We start from the raw sequence: 15,301 nt of genomic DNA on the forward strand, positions 1-15,301 counted from the left end.
ACACGGCGGACGATACCGTGGCGCTGCATGAACCATGCTTCATGCGTCTGCGAGGGTTCTAGCCAGTTGAGCGCTTCGACAAGCGACTTGACGCCCGAAGGCCAAGCCCGCGGCGGATGCCGCCGATCAAGCCTAGCGCAATGTGATTGCGGACCGCGCCGGTCAGCTTCGGGACGATCGGCAGTTCCGTCTCGCGCGGCAGGATCGACTCGGGATGCACCTCCAGCACGCCTGCCTTGCGCAAGGCTTGCAAGAACCCGACGCATCGAGAAAACGACTGCTGACTGAGATCAGCCAGCTCGCTCGCGTTCAATTCGCACCGCGAAAGCAGGCTCGCCATCCGAACATTGCCGGAGTCGTTGCCCAGCAGCGCGGCTGGAGGCCAGCGGCGAAGCATGAAGCGGACCGAATCGGAGACTTCCATCTCCATTGCAGTCTGCTCATCCGTGGTCGGGAGCGCCGGTTGCGCTGCGAGCAGCTCACGTTCGGTGTTCTTCAACCATTGCTGAAGCTTTTCGGCGCGAATCGGCCGTTCGAGCGTATTCGGCGGATCGCCTGAACTCACGCGAGTGAGCGTGAGCACCGCTCTTGCCATGGTAGCGGCCTCGGGACACCCGCCTTCGGTCGTGGTCCCGTCGACCAGCAGCGCGTCGTACGGCGGCACATCGACCAGCTTCCATGGGAAGGCGCCGTCGTGCGCAGACAGCCGCACGATCGTTTGAATCACGACGACTTCGGCGGCGGGCAGCCGATGGACGCCAAGCCTCAGCGTGGACATGCGTTGCCCTCGAGGCCGCACTGCGCTGGGTTGAAGCGGAATGCGGGGTCAGGCAAGTGTGGGACGAATACAAAACAAAGACACGGCGCGAGAAGTCATGTGACTCGGGTGACTCGAAGAAGCGGTGGAGCCTATGAGCGCCGAGCCCACTAGTAAAATTGATTGTGTCGATGCGACATATCGATGCCGCCGATACTTGTGGGGCTATCCGCAAGAAAGGCCGTGAAGACGACGGCGCGACCAAGTCTTCGCCGGCCCGCCGCACCGCTGCGCTACAGCGGTTCGGCCCGCAGCATGCCGCCGGCACGCACGAAGTTGCCTCCGCCGAGGTGATGGATGGTCTGCAAGTCGGCGTTGTCCTCGCGAAACAGCCAATGCCCGCCGGCGAAGATGCGCGCGTCGGCCGCCGCGGCGACCACCTCGCCGAAGCAGGTGTCGTAGGCATCTTCGGTATGCGGCTCGCGGATTAGCCGGCATTCCAGCCAGGCGGCGCAGCCCGCCTCGAGCAGGGGCATGCCCAGCACGGGCCCGCGGCTCGCCGCGATGCCGTGGCGCTCGAACTTGTCGAGCGTGCGGCCGCTCGTGTTGCCGAGCGCGTAGGTGAGGTCGACCAGCGCCGTGCCGGGCAGGCAGATGCCGAACGCGCCACTGGCGGCGACGAGCTCGCGCGTGTAGGTCCGCTTGTCGATCACCACCGCGATACGCGGCGGCGTGAACTCTACCGGCATCGACCAGGCGGCGGCCATGACGTTGCGGCGGGCGCCTTCGGCACTCGTCACCAGCACGGTCGGGCCATGGTTGACGAGGCGGCTCGCGTGTTCGAGCGCGACAGGCTGAAAATGATTCATGACAGGCATCCGGTTACTTGCGGGCCCCGGCGCTCGTCAGCGCGAACTCTTCCGCGGGCTTGTCGTTCGGGATCGCCCAGACAGCCTTCGTCGCCTCCGATGCCGGCAAGTTGACGATCGCGCCGGCAGGGGGAATGGGCTTCATGAACCACTTGTCATAGAGCTGCGCGATCTCGCCGGACTTCATCATCCCCCGCAGCGTGTTGTCGATGCCTTGCTTGAAGGCAGGGTCGTCCTTGCGAAGCATGATGGCGATCGGCTCCACGCCAAGAACCTCGCCCACGATCTTGTAGTCCGCAGGATTGCGCGCCTTGGCGATATTGCCGGCCAGTACCTGGCTGTCCATCACAAAGGCGTCCGCCCGGCCCGAGTCGAGGTTGAGCATGCTGTCGGTGTGGTCCTTGCCGAAGATTTCCTGGAAGTCGACTCCCGCGGCCTTCTCATGCTTGCGCAGCAATTGCACGCTCGTCGTTCCGGTCGTAGTTGCCACTCCGCGGCCACTCAGCTGGTTGATCGACTGGATGCCCGAGCTGGCCTTGACTGCCATGCGGACTTCTTCGACGAATGTCGTGAGCGCGAACGCCACCTGCTGCTGCCGCGCGGCATTGTTCGTCGTCGAGCCGCACTCGATATCGATCGTGCCGTTCTGCAGCAGCGGGATGCGATTCGAAGACGACACCGGCGCGTACTTGATATCGAGCTGGGGCAGACCCAGCTGCTTCTGAATGTCGGCCAGGGCACGGTGGCACAGGTCGATATGGAAGCCGACGTACTTTCCGTAGCCGGTCGTGTACGACAGCGCACCCGACGACTCGCGAACGCCCATCCTGACAACCCCCGTCTCCCTGATCTTCTGCAACGTATCGGCCTGGGCTGCCCAGGCGCACGCGGCGGCAACGATGGCGAGTATCGCTTTCTTCATTTGGCGAAGAGCATCTCGATGTTGGCGAAGGCCTTGAGCTCCAGCGCATTGCCGGAGGGATCGAGGAAGAACATCGTGGCCTGCTCGCCGGGCTCGCCCTTGAAGCGGATGTACGGCTCGATCACGAACTCGACGCCCTGCGCCCTCAGGCGAGCCGCCATCGCTTCCCATTCGGACATCGGCAGCACGATGCCGAAGTGGCGTACCGGCACGCCATGGCCGTCGACTGCGTTGCGCTGCGCCACACCCGTCTCGTCGGGCGCCAGGTGGGCGACGATCTGGTGGCCGTAGAAGTTGAAGTCGACCCAGTCGTCCGCGCTGCGGCCTTCGGGGCAGCCCAGCAGCTCGCCGTAGAACTTGCGGGCCAGCGCGATGTCGTGCACCGGAAAGGCCAGGTGGAAGGGGGACATCATGGCCGGGTTGGTGGTCGGAGTCAGCATGGTGTGGGGCTCGGTGTGGATGAGGATGCGTGATCCTAGGGTCGGATGAGAAAAAGAAAAATCAATATATATTTGACAGATGCATCAATGGAATTTGTGAATGATCCGCGAGCTGAAGACCTTCGTCGCCGTGGCCCGGGAAGGCACCTTCGCCGCTGCCGGCCAGAAGATCGGCCTGACGCAAGCGGCGGTCAGTGCGCAGATGCAGCGGCTGGAGGCCGAACTTGGTTTCGCGCTTTTCGACCGCACCGGCCGTTCGGCCCGCCTGAACGCCATGGGCCAGGAGACCCTGGAGCAGGCCACGGAGCTGATTCGCCTCTACGCCAATCTGGGTTCGCGCCATGCCGGCCCGCGCGCGACGGTGCCCGTCAGCATCGGCGCGATCGCGTCGGCGCAGCGCCTGCTGTTGGCCGAGGCGCTGACCAGCCTCCACAAGCAGTCGCCGGACTGCCGCACGCGCGTGATTCCCGGCCTGTCGATGGCGCTGCTGAACTTGGTCGATGCAGGCGAGATCGACATGGCCATCGTCATCCGTCCACCGTTCGCCCTGCAAAGCGACCTGCGCTGGACCACGCTGGCGCATGAACCATTCCGCCTGCTGGTGCCGCGACATGTCGAGGGGAGCGACTGGGCGGAACTGCTGTCCAGCCAGCCCTTCGTGCGCTACGACCGCGCTTCTTTCGGCGGTCGGCAGGTCGACCGCTTTCTGCGCGCCGCGCACTTGAGCGTGCAGGAGATCTGCGAGCTCGATGAGTTGGACGCGATCGTGCGGCTGGTGGCCAACGGCCTGGGGGTGGCCTTGGTGCCGCAGACCGCCACGCACCGGCGCTGGCCTGCCGCGGTACGCGCCATCGATCTCGGCCGCCACACATTCCACCGCGACATCGGGCTGGTGCATCGCTCGAGCCGCAATCTGACCGGGTCCGCGAGCCTGCTGGCGCAGTTGGTCTGCGCGGCCTACAGCGGCAGCCTGTAGCTCACCGCTAACCCGTTGCACCAAACGAAACGGCCCCTCGGGGCCGTTGTCCGTGAGAGCCGCGGCGCCGCCGCGGGGCACTTACTTCTTGGTCTTCTTGGTAGGTGTAGCTTTCTTGGCGACCGGCTTCGCTGCAGCCTTGTCAGCCTTGCGCTTTGCTGCCTTGGGGTCGATGGCGGCTTTGAACGCGGAGCCGGGAACGAACTTCGGGAGCTTTGCCGCAGCAATCTTGATTTTTTCGCCGGTGCTGGGATTCAAGCCCGTGCGGGCTGCACGAGCGACTTGCTTGAACGTTCCAAAACCAACGAGTTGGACGGGATCACCCTTCTTGACAGCCGCGACGATGGAGCCAGTGACGGTCTCAAGAATGCGCGCAGCCTCGGCCTTGCTGACGGTGTGTGCGGTCGCGATTTTCTCGACCAGTTCAATACGATTCACAGATTTCCTTGGAGTAGTTCGCCTTGTTGCCAAAGGCGGCGCAGCCAACCAGACTGGCTGCAAGCGGCGCGGAGTGTAGCCGAGGTCTGCAAACCCTTGGTCAGCCGGCCTTCGATGCGCTCGTGGCAACCGATACGCCCCATAGGCGCGGCTTGCCCTCCCAGACCGAGAAGCCGCTGATGCGCTTGCGCACCGCCCAGGCGTCGAGGCCGTTGTACAGCATGATCAGCGGCACCTGCCGGATCATCTGCGCGTGGATCTGATCGAACAGCGCCTGACGTTTCTTCGGGTCGGCTTCGGCAAAGCTCTCGTCGATCAGCTTGAGCGCCTGCGGATCTTCCCAGACCTTGCGCGACTGCTTGTCCTTGGGGCCCGCGAACTGCTCGTAGCTCAGCGCCGGATCGAGGCGCGACGAGTACGTGAACGAGCTGATCTGGTAGTTGCCACTGTTGTAGCGGTCGAGCTGCGTGGCCCACTCCAGCACCTCGATCTGCGCGTTGATGCCGACGGACTGCATCATGGCCTGCGCGAGCACCGCCACGGTGTAGCTCGGCACGTGAGCGCGCTTGTTGGTCTGGATGGTGATCTTCTCTCCCTTGTAGCCTGCTTCGCGCAGCAGCTTCGCCGCCAGCGCCGGGTCGTAGCGGTAGCCCTTCTTCTGCGCCGCGCCGTAAAAGGCCGACCCCTTGTGGATCGCCGAGTTGTTGACCGAGCCGAGGCCCTCGGAAGCCGCCGCCACGATCTGCTCCATGTCGAAGGAGGCGGCGATGGCATGGCGCAGTTTCTCGTTCTTCAGCAGCGGGTCGCGGGTCTGGATCAGCAGCACGTTCTTGGTGGCCTGGCCGGGCGTCTGCACGGCGAGCTTGCTGTCGGTCTTGAGTTCCTGCACGTCGCTCGCGGTGATCTGGCCCGCATCGATGGCGCCGGACTTCAAACCTGCGGTGGCAGTGGACCCATCGGGCACGACGAGGAAGCGCACCGTGTCCACCAGCGGCGCCTTCAGGCCCACGTAGCCGTCGGCCTTGCTGCCGGGCGGCGAGGTGTAGCCCTTGAAGGCCGTGACGGTGACGTACTCGCCGCGTCTCCATTCGCCGAACTTGAAGGGGCCGGTGCCCACCGGCTTGTCCCAGCTGCCGTCGGCCTTGACCGAGCTGCGATGAAGAATGGCCGTCATGCCGCAATCGGTGCGCGACAGCGTGTCGAGAAAGATCGCCGAGGGCTTGTTGATCTTCATGACGAAGGTGGCGGCGTCGGGTGTCGAGGTTTCGACCACTTTGAGGCCACCGCGGCCGTCGAACTCGCTGAGGCAGCGCCAGTCGGTCTTCGGGTCCATGTAGCGCTTCCAGCTCCAGTCCACGTCGGCCGAGGTGAGCGGCGCGTCGTTGTGGAACTTCACGCCCTTGCGCAGGCGAAAGGTGTAGGTCAGGCCGTCCTTCGACATCTCCACCGACTGCGCGAGCAGCGGGCCCACGCTGCCGTCCTGGCGGTAGCCCACCAGCCCCTCGACCATGTGCAGCACGATGCCGTCGGTGGTGTTGTCGCGGTTGACGCCGGGGTTGGTGGAGCGGATGTCGGCCGGCTGCGCGACCGTCACGGAGGTCTGGGCGAAAGCGGTGGCGCAGGCGATGGATGCGCCGCCGATGGCAGCGAGACGGATGAGAAGACGGGGCATGGTGGCGTACTCCTGCGAAGTCAGTATGGGAATAGGGCTCTCAGGCCGCAACGGCGGCGCCGAAGCGCCAGCGCAGCCGCACGCCGCCGCTGTCGGTGGACTCGAGTGCTGGAATGGCCGAGAGCAGCTTGCGCGTGTAGTCCTGCTGCGGATGGTCGAACACCGCGTCGCGCGTGCCCTGCTCGACGATGCGTCCGTCCTGCATCACGATCACCCGGTCGGCCACCTGCTCCACCACGCCGAGGTCGTGGCTGATGAAGAGGCACGAGAAGCCGTGGCGCTTCTGCAGTTCGGCGAACAGTGCGAGCACCTGCGCGCGCACCGTCACGTCGAGCGCCGAGACCGGCTCGTCGGCGATCACGAATTCGGGCCGGCGCACGACCGCGCGCGCGATCGCCACGCGCTGCCGCTGGCCACCCGAGAGCTCGTGCGCGTGGCGCGGCGCGAAGCCCGATCCGAGGCCCACCTCGTCGAGCACTTCCTGCACGCGCCGCCCCTTGTCGACGGCAGACATGTTCCGCAGCAACCGCAGGCCTTCGCCCACCAGCTGGCCGATGGTCATGCGCGGGTCGAGCGAGGCATACGGGTCCTGGAATACCATCTGGCACTGCAGCCGGTAGTCGAACCAGCGGGGGTCCGAGCGCGCAATCTGCCGGCCGCGGAACAGGATCTCGCCGCCGCTGGGCCGCAGCAGACCGGCGATGGCGCGCCCCAGCGTGGTCTTGCCCGAGCCCGAGCCGCCGACGACCGCCACCACCTCGCGCGGGCGCACCGCCAGGTCGATGCCGTGCAGCGCGCGCTTGGGTACCGCCTTGGTGAAGAGCCGGCGATGACCGGGATAGTCGACGACGAGGTTGCGCACCTCGACCACCGGCGCTTCCTCCGCCACCGGCCGCGCGGGTAGGCGCCGCGGCATGGCCTCGAGCAGCTCGCGCGTGTAGGGGTGTTGCGGGCGCGCAAGCAGGTCGTCGGTGTTGCCGATCTCCTTCACCTCGCCGTGCCGCATCACGACCACGCGCTGGGTGAAGCGGGCCACCATCGGCAGGTCGTGGCTGATCATCAGCACGGCGGTGCGGTGCTCGCGCGTAAGGCCGACCATCAGCTCCAGCACGTCGCGCTGCACCACGGCGTCGAGCGCGGTGGTGGGCTCGTCCGCGATCAGCAGCGCGGGCTGCAGCAGCATCACCGAGGCCAGCATCATCCGCTGTCGCATGCCGCCCGAGAACTCGTGCGGCCACGCACCGAGCGCGGCCTGCGGATCGCGAATGCCGACGCGCGCGAGCATGTCGAGGATCAGCGCGCGGCGCGCATCCGGCGGCAGCTCGCGCCGGTGCAGCGCCAGCGCCTCGCCGAGCTGGCGGCCGATGGTCATCGACGGGTTGAGCGAGGTCATGGGCTCCTGGAACACCATGCCGACCCGCAGGCCGCGCAGCTCGCGCAACCGCTGCGGCCTTGCCTGCGCAAGGTCTTCGCCCTCGAAGAGGATGCGGCCTGCGGTGCGCACCAGCGGCGGCGGCGTGAGGCCCATGATGGCGCGCGCGGCCTGCGTCTTGCCGCTGCCGGATTCGCCGACGATGCCGACCATCTCGCCGGGCGCGATGTCGAACGAGACCTTGCGCACGATCTCGCGGCCGCCCGCGCCGACGGCGAGCGTGAGGCCCTCCACGCTGACCAGGGGTGTCGTCGTCATTGCACGCCTTTCATGCGCGGATCGAGCCAGTCGCGCACCGCATCGCCTAGCAGGTTGATGCCGAGCAGCGTCAGCGCGATGCACAGGCCCGGAAGAATCGAAAGATGGCTGGCCTGCGCCATGAAGGGCCGCGCCGAGGAGAGCATGTTGCCCCATGTGGGCGCCGGCGGCGGCACGCCGAGGCCCAGGAACGAGAGAGCGCTCTCGGCCAGGATCACCCAACCGAACATCGAGGTGGCCAGCACCGTCAGCGGCGCGGTGCAGTTGGGCAGCACGTGCCGGAACATGGTGTAGAGCTCGGAGTTGCCGAGCACGCGCGAGGATTCGATGAACTCCTTCTCGCGCAGCGACAGCACCGTGCCGCGCACGATGCGGGTGACCGAGGGCGTGTAGGCCAGGCCCAGCGCGAGGATGATGCCGTACTCGTTGGCGCCGACCACCGCGAGCAGGCCCAGCGCCAGCAGCAGGCCCGGGAAGGCCAGCAGCGCATTGTTGAAGGCCATCACGATGCGGTCGGTCCAGCCGCGCAGGAAGCCGGTCAGCACGCCGACGATGCTGCCCGCGACGATGGAGAAGCTCACCGTCAGCAGGCTGATCCAGACGCTCGTCGAGGCGCCGGCCATGAGGCGCGAGAATTCGTCGCGGCCGAATTCGTCGGTGCCCAGCAGGTAGCTGCCGCCCGGCGGCCTGAGGCGGGAACCGAAGTTGATTCTCAGCGGATCGTGCGGCGTCCAGAACTGACTCAATACCGCCGCGAGTGCGACGGCGCCGACGATCAGGATGCCCACCAGGGCATTGAGGGGAATGCGTTGCTTGCGGAATTTCATTCGACAGCCACCCGTGGGTCGAAGATCGGATAGCAAAGGTCGATGACGAGGTTCACCGCCACGTAGACCGCGGCGACGAACAGCAGGCAGCCCTGGATCACCGGGTAGTCGCGCGCGAAGATCGCGTCCACCAGCAGCCGGCCGAGGCCGGGAATGGTGAACACCGTCTCGACCACCGCGATGCCGCCGAGCAGGTTGCCGAGCACGAGCCCGATCAGCGTCCAGGTCGGGCCGAATGCGTTCTTGAAGGCATGGCGCATCAGCACCGCACGCTCCGACAGGCCCTTGGCGCGCGCGTGGGTGATGTAGTCGAGGCGCAGCACCTCGAGCGTGCTGGCGCGCGCCATGCGCATCAGCACGCCGATCTCATGCAGGAAAAGTGTGAGCACTGGCAGCACCAGGTAAAGCAGGCCGGCCCTCCAGTCTTCGGCGAGCGACACGTAGCCGACCACCGGCAGCCAGCCCAGCTTGAGGCCGAACAGCAGCAACAGCAGCAGACCGAGCCAGAACGTCGGGATCGACACCAGCAGCGTGGCCGAGCCGACGAGCAGCAGGTCGGGTGCGCGGTTCTGCTTCCAGGCGGCGATCATGCCGGCGGGCACCGCCACCAGCGCGGCCAGCACCACCGCGGCCAGCACGATGCGGCCGCTGATGAGGAAGCGCTCGGCCACCAGCGGCAGCACGTCCTGGCCGCTGTTGATCGAGGTGCCGAGGTCGCCCTGCAGCACGCGGCCGAACCAGATGCCGAACTGGGCCGGCACCGAGCGGTCCAGACCCAGACGGGCGCGCAGGTCCGCAAGGCTGGCGGGCGTGGCCAGGTCGCCGAGCAGCAATTGCGCGGGGTCGCCGGGAATGAGCCGTATCAGGATGAAGACCGACACCGCCACGATGAGCAGTGTGGGAATCGCCATCGCGATGCGGGCCGCAGCGAAACGGAACATGGGCCTGTCTCCTTGCGCGTTCTCAGCCCGGGATCGACGATGGCGACGGGGACGGCGTGGCGCGAAGCTCGCGCAGCACGCGGGCGAGGAAGTCCTGCACCCGCCCGACGCAGGCCAGGCCGTTGTGCGGCACGTTGTCCAGCAGGTCGAAGACGACCTGCACGCCGGCCGCTTCGAAGGAGCGGCGCAGGGTTTGCAGCCGCTCGGGTCGCGTGGGGCCCGCGTCGTTGGCGCCCGGCATGAAGTGCTTTCCGCCGGGCCTGTGGGTGATCTCCCAGGTCTCGATGTCGGCCTTGCCGGCCACCATGTGGACCGGCACGCGGCGCAGCGCCTCGAGGTCGAGCGGCTTGCCGAAGCGGGTGTCGAAATCCTGCGTGCCGACCCACCAGCCCTGCTGCGGATCGATCTGCGTCACCGAACCGGGTGCGCCGATGGACACGGCCCACAGGCGCTCCGGGTGCAGCAGCGCGAAGCGGTTGGCGAACTGCCCGCCGCCCGAGTAGCCGAAGAGCGCGAAGCGGTTGAAGTCGCAATCGAACTTCTCGCCCACCTCGGCCACCATGTCGAGCAGGATCCGGTCGTAGCGGATGTCGGCCTCGATCAGCTGCTTGAAGCCGTCGCGGTTGCCGTCGCCGCGCACGCCGACCGGAAACAGCGGGCACAGCACGATGCAGTCGTTCCACTTGGCGAAGCCGCTGAAGGCCTCCCGGTAGTTGACGAAGGCGCGGCCGGTGCCGTGCATCACGACGATCAGTTGCATGGGCCGCGTGCCGGCGCTGCCGATGTGGTGCGGCACGTAGGTGCAGTACGAGAAGCGCGGATCGCTGCGCGAGGCGTAGATGGTGCTGGGACCCAGGTCGTAGATGGCGCGTGCGCGCTGTTCGGCCTGAACGGAAGAAGCCTCGGGGGTTTCGAGCATGGCGGTGTGTAGGTGCGTATGAAAGGGTATGCGCCGGCGGCGGGCTACAACGTGTATTCCTGGAAGTTGCGTGCCTCGTAGGGCTTGCGCGCGATCCACATCGTCTTGTTGCCGGCGTCGATCAGGGTGGTCGCCACGGTGGCGGAGATGCTGGCGAAGCTCGCGGGTTTGGGCGAGCGCAGCACGCCGTCGGGCTTGCCGAATTCATCGGCGAGGATCGCCTTCACATGGTCCCAGCCGATCGGGCCCGAGACGCGGCGCAGCGCGTTCTCGACCCGGTGCTGGCGGTAGAGGCTGTCGACCCGCTCGCCCATGTACGGGTCGCGCAGCTTGACGCGCGCGGCCGGGCAGAGCCAGTGGTTGGTATGCACCAGCAGGTCGTCCTCGGGCATGACCCAGAAGATCTCGCCCGGCGAGGTTTCGAGGCTCATGCCTGCGCCGTCGCCGGCACCGGCCTGCGCCAGGATCATGTTGTTGGCGCAATAGCGCCGCGAGTCCCAGATCGCCCGCATGGCCTGCGCCAGGTTGGCGGCTTCGAGCACGCGACGGCGCAGCAGCACCAGCGGCACGCCGGCGCCCTTGCGGAAGTCTTCGTCGCTGGAGAGGGAGTTGCCGGTCAGCGAGACGCCATTGGCATTGAAGCCATGGCGCGCAAGCGCGCCGGCCTCGGTGAAGCTCAGGATGTCGGGACCCTCTTCTCGGCGGATGCGCAACACGATGCCGGTGTCCACGCATTCTTCGCGCCAGTCCCAGTTATGGGCATGCATGAGGCGGCCGGTGGCTGAGCGGCCGGGCAGCACGAGCAGGCCGGTGCAGTCGCCGTCTTCCGACGACGGGGCCTTGGCCGGTGCTTCGAGCGACTGCTGGAGGTCGGCATGGCCGAACATCATCTCGGTGCGGCAGTTGATCGTGATGACGTCCTCCAGCGTCGCACCCGCGCCTTCGGCGATGCCGCGCAGTTCCTCGAGATAGGTGGCGTCATAGGCCTCGATGACCTGGGCCATCGATTGCGCGAGGCGCCGCAGCGTGGCCTCGTCGACGCCGCGTTTGCCGAGCTGCGACTTGTAGAGCGCGATGCTGCGCGCCACGCGCTCAGGCACGGCGCGGCCATGCTGCACGCCACGCGCATGCGGCGTGCCGGAAACATCGACAAGGGGAAAGTATCGGGGGGTTGTCATGTTGCTTGAGCCACTTTGTCATTCGCTTGTCGCCGCGAGCGGGTAGCGATGGGGTGGATTGTTTTGCAAGAACAGAAAAAGATAAATTTAAAAATCATTTAGCATCAATAAAGAAATTGTTTATCTTGAAGCTGTCTTCATCCGTGCCTCGGCCATGAGCACCATCCGCTTTCTTCGCACCTTCGTGGCCGCAGCGCGAGGCGGTTCCTTTGCCGCGGCAGCCGATCAGGTCGCGTTGACGCAGGCGGCCGTCGGCCAGCAGATGCGCGCGCTGGAGGCGGAGCTGAAGAAAACGCTCTTCGACAAGACCGGCCGCACCATGACGCTGAGCCCTGCGGGCCATCTGCTGCTGCCGCGGGCCGAGGCACTGCTCGCGCACTACGAGGCGATGCGGCAGGACCTGCAGGACCAGCGGCAGATCGCCGGAACCATCAAGCTCGGCTCGCTGATCTCGGCCATGGGATTGCTCTCGAGCACGCTGGCAACGCTCAAATCGCTCCATCCCAACCTCGAGGTCGAGCTCAGAGTCCGGGAGCAGTCGCGACTGGCGGAGGACGTGATGAGTGGAGAACTCGATGCCGCGGTGGTCGTTGAGCGCCCATGGCCGGACAAGCCCGGCTTGCTGTGGACGCCCTGCTACGAAGAGACGCTCACTGTGATCGCGAATTCGAGCATCGCCGCGCTCGACACCCCCATTGCGGGCTTGTTCGCAAACCATCCCTTCATCCGCTTCGACCGGCGCACGCCGACGGGTGCACGCATCGACCGGATCCTGCGCCGGCTGCAGTTGGTTCCCAGGGAGTTCCTGGAGCTCAATTCGCTGCTCTCGATCGTCGAACTGGTGCGAAAGAACGTGGGCTTCACCATGGCGCCGCTGCTCAATAACTTCGATTGGGAAAGCGACCCCGGACTGCGCGTGCTGCAGCTGCCCGGCCGGCCGATTGCCCGTCGCCTGGGCATGCTGGAGAGCGGCCGGCGCAGCCACATCACGGGCGTGGTTCGCGAGGAGCTATTGGCGCACCTCCGCCGGGCGAAGCCCGGCGGCCGATCCATCGCCAGCGTCTCATCGTGAAAGCACCGTCAAGAACTTTCAAGCGCGGGGCAACACGAGCCGAAAGGCACTGCCGCGCCCCAGTGCGCTGTCGAGCAGCGCCTTGCCGCCGTGCCGCTGAGCCACGGTCTTGACAAAGGCCAACCCGAGCCCGGCCCCGTCGATGTTTGCTGTGGCGCTGCCTCGAACGAAGGGCTCGAACACCTGCGTCCGGAGTTCTTCGGCGATGCCGGTCCTTCGTCCTTCACCAGCACGGCCCATGCACGCGGAAGCGATTCGACCGCGCAGGTGATCGACGAGCCCGCCGGCGAACAAGGCGAGATCGAACTCCTTCTGCGTCAGCGCAACAGGCCTGCCGTCGATCTCCAGTTGCCGGGTCGCAAGCACGAAGCGGTAGCGTCCCCAGACCTGCTCTTCGGGCTGCGTGTCCAGGTAGGCGCGCCGCAGCAGCGCGCGCACGCGAGCGGCCAGCTCGCCTACCCGCATGGGTTTGACCATGAAGTCGTCCGCCCCCGCTGCATCGGCTTGAACCACAAAAAGCGGTGAGCCTAGGCCCGGTCAAAAGATCACTTGCGCGCTCCCCAAATCGTCCACGATCACGCTGAAACAGCGTCCACGATGCCCTGCTATACGCAGTCCCCGCGAGCCGCGCACGACCATGGAGCCTTGAGCGGCCCGGCCTTGCCTTCGGGAGGCAGATCACTTCGCCTAGGTCCGCTAAGGGCGCTGAGGGCATCTTCGATCGGGGTCAGGGACTTGGTGGCACTACACACTCAGGATCGAACGACTTAGGAAGCGCGGCGAGCTTTCCTTCCATCAAACGAAGGCGCCGGCTTACGGCAAGGGCAATGCACACGCCCAGCATTGCTTGCATGAGCCGCTTCCGCTTTCTTGTATCGATGGTTGAAGCACTCCGGTCTGGAGCGTTCGAATGGGTGCTGTTCGAATCCTTCGATGACGTGCCTGGCTTTGAGCCCTTGGCACGCTCAGAACTCAGCTTCCCAACATACAAGAGCGCCTGGGAAGCCGGGTGCGTGGCACTTCAATCCCGCATGGACGATCCAAAACTGGACCTACTCGACGACGAGGACTGAGCAGCGGCTGACCAGCTCAGTTGCCTTGGGACGAAGCGCCAGATTGCTGTTCTCGGATCAGGAACTCGTCGATCCAGGCGCGCGCCTTGGCCGCAAGCAGCTTCCTTGCTTTTGCCTCTTCGGATACGCCGCCAACTCCGATTCGGAACATCACTTTCCCGGCCCGCTTTACATCGGCAAAAAAATAATTGCCTTCGCCTACGGGCTCAGATCCAAACTCGATCGTCCAGTCTGGCGGAGCAGCAGGCGGATCGGCGTGGTCGCGCGCCGGGGAAATGTTCATCGGTGGTCAATGGTGAGACTTCTGCAGCCCAGTATGCGCCACTCCTGCTCGGACGCAACGGGGGCAATGTCATGGGTTTGACGGCTGATCCCGCAGCAGAAGACGGCCCCCCGGTCGGGCGCCTCCTCCCCCACTGGGGGCGCGGCGAGTTCAAACTAAGCTGCAAAAAATTCAGGGCTAAAGTTGAAAACCGCCGACTGTGGAACGCCAGCCACTGGAGATTGAGCACCAAGACGGCTTAAGTCATTGATCCGAAAGGGCGCACCGGGGAACTGCGCCGTTGATCGTTCAGCTCATGCGCCGCTAGACATTCGATCCTGTGGTCTTCACGCCTCCGAACATTGAATTTTTCGCTCCGGCCCGGAGCCATAGGGGCAGAATTTAGCGGCTACGTGCTTGCCGACGAATCACTTCTTCGGCGGCTTGAATGCACGTACCTGTCCCAATCTAGGAGAACCAAGATGGTCTGCAAGAACACGATTTGTCTCTGGTACGACGGCACCGCGTTGGACGCCGCGAAGTTCTACGCCGAGACGTTCCCGGACAGCGCGGTGGGAGCTGTCCATCGCGCGCCTGGCGACTATCCCGCGGGCAAGCAGGGCGATGTCTTGACGGTCGAGTTCACGGTGATGGGCATCCCTTGTCTCGGACTGAACGGGGGCCCGGCGTTCAAGCACAACGAGGCTTTCTCGTTCCAGGTTGCGACCGACAACCAGGCCGAAACGGACCGCTTGTGGAACGCGATTGTCGGAAACGGCGGCCAGGAAAGCGCATGCGGCTGGTGCAAGGACAAGTGGGGACTGTCGTGGCAGATCACGCCACGCGCCCTGACGGCCGCGATCGCCGATCCTGATCGAGCGGCGGCCAAGCGCACGTTCGAAGCCATGATGGGGATGAGAAAGATCGACATCGCTGCGATCGAAGCGGCTCGGCGCGGCTGACGCTCCCGATGCCGGCCCAGCCCCCGTCGCCGCGACAGCCACGCACGCGGAACGCCACGATTTTTTTGCTAGAACTCCGCCGCATCAAGGGGCGGTGCGCCCTCCTCCCCTCTCAGTGTTGGCCTAGGTTGGCCCTCGAAAGGTGTGCCGCCAGCGTGTGTGCAGTTCGCGCGAGCGTCACCTGAGCATGGCTTCCTTCTCGACTCTCTGTTGACGTGCGACAAGGGCTGCACACGGGTGCCATGCAAATCAACGCCTGGCGCGCAGATTCACCACGCTACGTTGAACCGGATGTTCAACATA

At 65.7% G+C, this 15,301-nt stretch carries 17 protein-coding genes; 4 read left to right on the forward strand and 13 right to left on the reverse strand.

Annotated features, from left to right (window positions below):
* Positions 1–58 precede the first annotated feature (58 nt).
* The 4 genes from ACSQ89_RS23555 to ACSQ89_RS23570 form a co-directional block, all read right to left on the reverse strand.
* Positions 59–778, reverse strand: coding sequence for a hypothetical protein (locus tag ACSQ89_RS23555; RefSeq protein ID WP_436296510.1), 720 nt, complete (start codon positions 776–778; stop codon positions 59–61).
* A gap of 272 nt (positions 779–1,050) precedes the next feature.
* Positions 1,051–1,626, reverse strand: a complete 576-nt coding sequence (locus ACSQ89_RS23560) for a flavin reductase family protein (RefSeq protein WP_436296511.1) — start codon at positions 1,624–1,626, stop codon at positions 1,051–1,053.
* A gap of 13 nt (positions 1,627–1,639) precedes the next feature.
* On the reverse strand, positions 1,640–2,548 hold the full coding sequence (locus tag ACSQ89_RS23565) for an amino acid ABC transporter substrate-binding protein (RefSeq protein ID WP_436296512.1): 909 nt from the start codon (positions 2,546–2,548) through the stop codon (positions 1,640–1,642).
* Positions 2,545–2,988: a VOC family protein gene (locus ACSQ89_RS23570; RefSeq protein ID WP_093109622.1), complete on the reverse strand. Its 444-nt coding sequence runs from the start codon at positions 2,986–2,988 to the stop codon at positions 2,545–2,547. The genes ACSQ89_RS23565 and ACSQ89_RS23570 overlap by 4 nt, the downstream gene beginning before the upstream one ends.
* A gap of 100 nt (positions 2,989–3,088) precedes the next feature.
* On the opposite strand from ACSQ89_RS23570, the gene ACSQ89_RS23575 reads away from it, so the two are divergent.
* Positions 3,089–3,964: a LysR family transcriptional regulator gene (locus ACSQ89_RS23575; protein WP_093109623.1), complete on the forward strand. Its 876-nt coding sequence runs from the start codon at positions 3,089–3,091 to the stop codon at positions 3,962–3,964.
* Positions 3,965–4,045: 81 nt separating this feature from the next.
* Here ACSQ89_RS23575 and ACSQ89_RS23580 read toward each other — a convergent pair whose 3' ends face one another.
* The 7 genes from ACSQ89_RS23580 to ACSQ89_RS23610 all read right to left on the reverse strand — a co-directional run bounded on the left by ACSQ89_RS23580 (position 4,046) and on the right by ACSQ89_RS23610 (position 11,629).
* Positions 4,046–4,435 (reverse strand): HU family DNA-binding protein, encoded by a 390-nt coding sequence (locus tag ACSQ89_RS23580; RefSeq protein WP_436296627.1) that lies wholly within the window; start codon positions 4,433–4,435, stop codon positions 4,046–4,048.
* A 67-nt stretch (positions 4,436–4,502) separates the two neighbouring features.
* Complete coding sequence (locus ACSQ89_RS23585) at positions 4,503–6,074, reverse strand: ABC transporter substrate-binding protein (RefSeq protein ID WP_436296513.1); 1,572 nt, start codon at positions 6,072–6,074, stop codon at positions 4,503–4,505.
* 40 nt (positions 6,075–6,114) lie between these two features.
* Positions 6,115–7,764: an ABC transporter ATP-binding protein gene (locus ACSQ89_RS23590; RefSeq protein ID WP_436296514.1), complete on the reverse strand. Its 1,650-nt coding sequence runs from the start codon at positions 7,762–7,764 to the stop codon at positions 6,115–6,117.
* On the reverse strand, positions 7,761–8,591 hold the full coding sequence (locus ACSQ89_RS23595; protein WP_436296515.1) for an ABC transporter permease: 831 nt from the start codon (positions 8,589–8,591) through the stop codon (positions 7,761–7,763). Before ACSQ89_RS23595 ends, ACSQ89_RS23590 begins: the two co-directional genes overlap by 4 nt.
* On the reverse strand, positions 8,588–9,532 hold the full coding sequence (locus tag ACSQ89_RS23600; RefSeq protein ID WP_436296516.1) for an ABC transporter permease: 945 nt from the start codon (positions 9,530–9,532) through the stop codon (positions 8,588–8,590). Before ACSQ89_RS23600 ends, ACSQ89_RS23595 begins: the two co-directional genes overlap by 4 nt.
* Before the next feature lie 22 nt (positions 9,533–9,554).
* Entirely contained in the window at positions 9,555–10,451 is an 897-nt protein-coding gene (locus ACSQ89_RS23605; RefSeq protein ID WP_436296517.1) for a hydrolase, read from the reverse strand.
* Between the two features lie 44 nt (positions 10,452–10,495).
* Positions 10,496–11,629, reverse strand: a complete 1,134-nt coding sequence (locus ACSQ89_RS23610; protein WP_436296518.1) for a C45 family autoproteolytic acyltransferase/hydolase — start codon at positions 11,627–11,629, stop codon at positions 10,496–10,498.
* A gap of 154 nt (positions 11,630–11,783) precedes the next feature.
* On the opposite strand from ACSQ89_RS23610, the gene ACSQ89_RS23615 reads away from it, so the two are divergent.
* Positions 11,784–12,701, forward strand: coding sequence for a LysR substrate-binding domain-containing protein (locus ACSQ89_RS23615; RefSeq protein ID WP_093109631.1), 918 nt, complete (start codon positions 11,784–11,786; stop codon positions 12,699–12,701).
* An 18-nt stretch (positions 12,702–12,719) separates the two neighbouring features.
* Here the strand turns inward: ACSQ89_RS23615 and ACSQ89_RS23620 are convergent, their stop codons facing one another.
* A complete protein-coding gene (locus ACSQ89_RS23620) occupies positions 12,720–13,178 on the reverse strand; it encodes an ATP-binding protein (RefSeq protein ID WP_436296519.1) in 459 nt (152 codons plus the stop codon).
* Between the two features lie 374 nt (positions 13,179–13,552).
* Between ACSQ89_RS23620 and ACSQ89_RS23625 the strand changes: the two genes are divergently transcribed.
* Positions 13,553–13,774, forward strand: a complete 222-nt coding sequence (locus ACSQ89_RS23625) for a hypothetical protein (RefSeq protein ID WP_436296520.1) — start codon at positions 13,553–13,555, stop codon at positions 13,772–13,774.
* Between the two features lie 16 nt (positions 13,775–13,790).
* On the opposite strand, the gene ACSQ89_RS23630 is transcribed toward ACSQ89_RS23625, so the two are convergent.
* Positions 13,791–14,057, reverse strand: a complete 267-nt coding sequence (locus ACSQ89_RS23630) for a hypothetical protein (protein ID WP_139191735.1) — start codon at positions 14,055–14,057, stop codon at positions 13,791–13,793.
* Between the two features lie 461 nt (positions 14,058–14,518).
* Between ACSQ89_RS23630 and ACSQ89_RS23635 the strand changes: the two genes are divergently transcribed.
* Positions 14,519–14,998, forward strand: a complete 480-nt coding sequence (locus ACSQ89_RS23635; RefSeq protein WP_436296521.1) for a VOC family protein — start codon at positions 14,519–14,521, stop codon at positions 14,996–14,998.
* The last annotated feature ends 303 nt before the right edge of the window (positions 14,999–15,301 follow it).

The organism is Variovorax sp. LjRoot175 (genome assembly GCF_964253805.1).
In the GTDB taxonomy this organism is placed as follows: Bacteria; Pseudomonadota; Gammaproteobacteria; order Burkholderiales; family Burkholderiaceae_C; genus Variovorax.